4 protein-coding genes are annotated in these 2,991 nt (G+C 71.6%); 2 read left to right on the top strand and 2 right to left on the bottom strand.

Going from position 1 to position 2,991, the window contains the following annotated elements; genetic code table 11:
* The coding region (locus DBR36_RS04790) for an alpha/beta fold hydrolase (RefSeq protein ID WP_108317803.1) at positions 1–805 on the bottom strand (805 nt) is incomplete at its 3' end.
* Positions 806–849: 44 nt separating this feature from the next.
* Between DBR36_RS04790 and DBR36_RS04785 the strand changes: the two genes are divergently transcribed.
* Complete coding sequence (locus tag DBR36_RS04785) at positions 850–1,311, top strand: MarR family winged helix-turn-helix transcriptional regulator (protein ID WP_108317802.1); 462 nt, start codon at positions 850–852, stop codon at positions 1,309–1,311.
* Positions 1,308–2,681 (top strand): MFS transporter, encoded by a 1,374-nt coding sequence (locus DBR36_RS04780; protein ID WP_108317801.1) that lies wholly within the window; start codon positions 1,308–1,310, stop codon positions 2,679–2,681. Before DBR36_RS04785 ends, DBR36_RS04780 begins: the two co-directional genes overlap by 4 nt.
* A 17-nt stretch (positions 2,682–2,698) precedes the next feature.
* Here the strand turns inward: DBR36_RS04780 and DBR36_RS04775 are convergent.
* On the bottom strand, positions 2,699–2,991 hold a 293-nt coding region (locus DBR36_RS04775; RefSeq protein ID WP_146185231.1), incomplete at its 5' end, for a LuxR C-terminal-related transcriptional regulator.

The following is a 2,991-nucleotide window of genomic DNA, read 5'->3' as shown; positions in this document are numbered from 1 at the left end:
CCGGGTACACCAGGGTCGTCACATCCGTCAGGCCCGAGCGCCGCCGGTATGCGTCGGCGAGGCGGTGCACGCTGCGCGGGCCGCCCACCGGGTCATCGCGACCCACCATCAGCAGCATCGGCACGTCGCGGCCGAGGTCGCGCCGAGGTCGCCCCAGGAGCCTGAGCGTCTCGAGGGGGCCGAACAGGCGTGCGAGGGGCGTCGACGTGGTCAGAGGATCGGCGACGAAATCGCGACCGACCTGCTCGTCGCTCGACAACCACTGCATGCCCGACCCGCCCAGGTGCTTCCACGGCGCGTTGAGATCGCCGGCGTTCAGCGCCCCGGGCCAGCGCAGAGCGGAACCGCTCAGCACAACCGCGTCATAGGCATCCGGATGCCGATCCAGCAGCATCTGCGCGAGGAACGACCCCCACGAGTGCCCGAGCAGCACCAGCGGCAGGTCGGGGTGCTCGTCGTGGATGCGCTGCGTGAGGGTCCACACCGCGTCCCGCGCGGCGCCGAGGCCGCCGGGTCCGAGGCGGCCGAGCTTGCGATGATCGCCGCCCCACTGCGCGAGACCGGTGCGACCGTGGCCGCGGTGGTCGTCGGCGTAGACGGTGTACCCGTCGGCGACGAGGGCGTCGATCAGGGCGCCGTAGCGCCCCGCGTGCTCGCCGACCCCGTGCAGCAGTTGCACGACCGCGCGCGGGGCGGCCGCGTCGTAGACGTCGTAGACGATGGGGATGCCGTAGGCGTCGACGAACTCGGGCGTGGGCCGAGCATAAGGGGAGGCGGTCGACCGCGCCGATGGGGGCGACCGCACTATTCCGTTAGCAAGGCTAATGAGCTAGGCTCACGATCAGGAACATGAACGATCGCGTCGACGAATCCCCCCTTCCCGACCAGGGTCATGACCTCAGCGCCGCAGCTTCCGAGCTGCGCATGGCCACGTTCCGCCTGGCCCGCCGCCTTCGCGCGCAGCGGGCCGTCGACACCATGAGCGACGGGCAGTTCGCCGTCCTCGCGGCCCTCACGGTGCACGGCGCGCACACGCTCGGCCAGCTGGCCGACCGCGAGCGCGTCACCGCCCCGTCGATGAACCGCACGGTGTCACTCCTCGAGGATGCCGGGTACGTCACCCGCATCCCCGACGAGGTCGATCGTCGGCGCGTGACGATCGACCTCACCGACTTCGGGCGCACGATCGTGGACGAGACCGTCCGTCGCCGTGACGCCTTCGTGGAGGAGGCCCTCGCCGAGCTCACTCCCGACGAGCGCGACACCCTGGCCCGTGCCGCCGTGATCATGAGGAAGGTGGCCGACAGATGAGCACCTCGATGTTCCGGTCGCTGTCGATCTTCAACTACCGCGTCTGGTTCGTCGGAGCGCTCGTCTCGAACGTCGGCGCCTGGATGCAGGCCACCGCTCAGAACTGGGTGGTCCTGACGCAGCTCACCGACAACGACGCCGCCGCCATGGGCGTGACCATGGCCCTGCAGTTCGCGCCCCCGCTGCTGCTCGTGGGCGTCACGGGCTGGGTCGCCGACCGCTTCGACCGGCGCCGGCTCATCATGTGCACCCAGTCGGCCCTGCTGCTGCTCGCGGTGACGCTCGGCATCCTGCTCCTGACCGGCGCGATGACGCTGCCCCTGATGTTCGGTTTCGCGCTGGCGCTCGGTGTGGTCACCGCGTTCGACAACCCCGCACGGCAGGCGTTCGTCTCCGACCTCGTCGCGCAGGAGAACGCCTCGAACGCCGTCGCCCTGAACGCGGCGTCCTTCAACACCGCCCGCCTGATCGGCCCCGCCGTCGCGGGAGTGATGATCGTGGCCGTCGGCACGGGTTGGGTGTTCCTCGTCAACGCGTTCACCTTCTTGGCGATGATCGCCGCCCTGCTGCTCATGCGCCCCCACGAGCTGGTCGTGCACCACAAGCGCGGCGGGCCCGCCCGCCTGGCCGACGGGTTCCGCTACGTCGCCCGGCGCCCCGACCTGGTCGTGACGTTCGTGATGGTGTTCCTGCTCGGCGCGTTCGGCATGAACTTCCCCATCTTCGCCTCGACGATGGCCCTCGAGTTCGGACGCGGCGCGGACGGCTTCGGCCTGCTGAGCTCGTTCGTCGCGATCGGTTCGCTCGCCGGTGCGCTGCTGGCCGCTCGGCGCGAGCGCGCCCGGATGCGCGTGGTCGTCCTGGGCGCGGGCGGCTTCGCCGTGGCATCCACCCTGTCGGTCTTCGCCCCCAGCTACGCCGCGTACGCCGCGACCCTCGTGCTGACCGGCTTCAGCGTCGTGACGACGCTCACCACGGCGAACGGGTACGTGCAGACCACGACCGACCCCGCGCTGCGCGGGCGTGTGCTGGCGCTGTACATGGCGATCCTGCTGGGCGGCACCCCGGTCGGCGCCCCCATCGTCGGCGCCGTCGCGGCCCAGTTCGGCCCCCGTGTCGCGATCGCCCTCGCGGCCGTCGTGGCGCTGATCGCGTGCGGCATCGGCATCGCGTGGACGCTGGCGTCGGGCCGGGTGCACCGTCACGAGACGAAGCGGTTCCGCCTGACCGTCGACGAGACGCGCCCCATCATGACCATCGCGCCCGAACCCGAGGACTTCAGCGACGAGATCGCCGGGACCACCCCGATCCCCCTGCCGCCGGGCGAGCGTTCACCGCGCGCCACTGCGCGCCCGCGGCACGGGGCCTGAGCGGCCGCGACCGGCCCTCAGACGTAGAAGCCCTGCGATTCGAGGACGGCGACGGCATCCTCGCGGCCCGAGACCTCCAGCTTCGCGTAGATCGAGCGCAGCTGCGATTTGACGGTGTTCAGCGACACCTGGAGGTCGGCGGCGATCTGCGGCAGGCTCGACGATCCGCGCAGCCGCAGGGCGAGGCGCTCCTCGCGCGGCGACAGGGCGGGCAGCGTCGCCGCGACGACACGGGTGGGAACGGCCGCCAGACCCGTGCGCACCGCCGCCACCGCATCGGCGACGTCGGGCCGGCGCTCCACGAGCATCG

The sequence above is a fragment of the Microbacterium sp. HMWF026 genome (assembly GCF_003061325.1).
Lineage (GTDB): Bacteria > Actinomycetota > Actinomycetes > Actinomycetales > Microbacteriaceae > Microbacterium > Microbacterium testaceum_E.
Note: the sequence above shows the minus strand (reverse complement) of the source record. Positions and strands in the feature narration are given on the sequence as shown.

What these genes read in the sequence shown, in the direction of transcription:
- DBR36_RS04785 (WP_108317802.1), top strand. Translation starts at nt 850, where the DNA reads ATGAACGATCGCGTCGACGAATCCCCCCTTCCCGACCAGGGTCATGAC.
- DBR36_RS04780 (WP_108317801.1), top strand. Translation starts at nt 1,308, where the DNA reads ATGAGCACCTCGATGTTCCGGTCGCTGTCGATCTTCAACTACCGCGTC.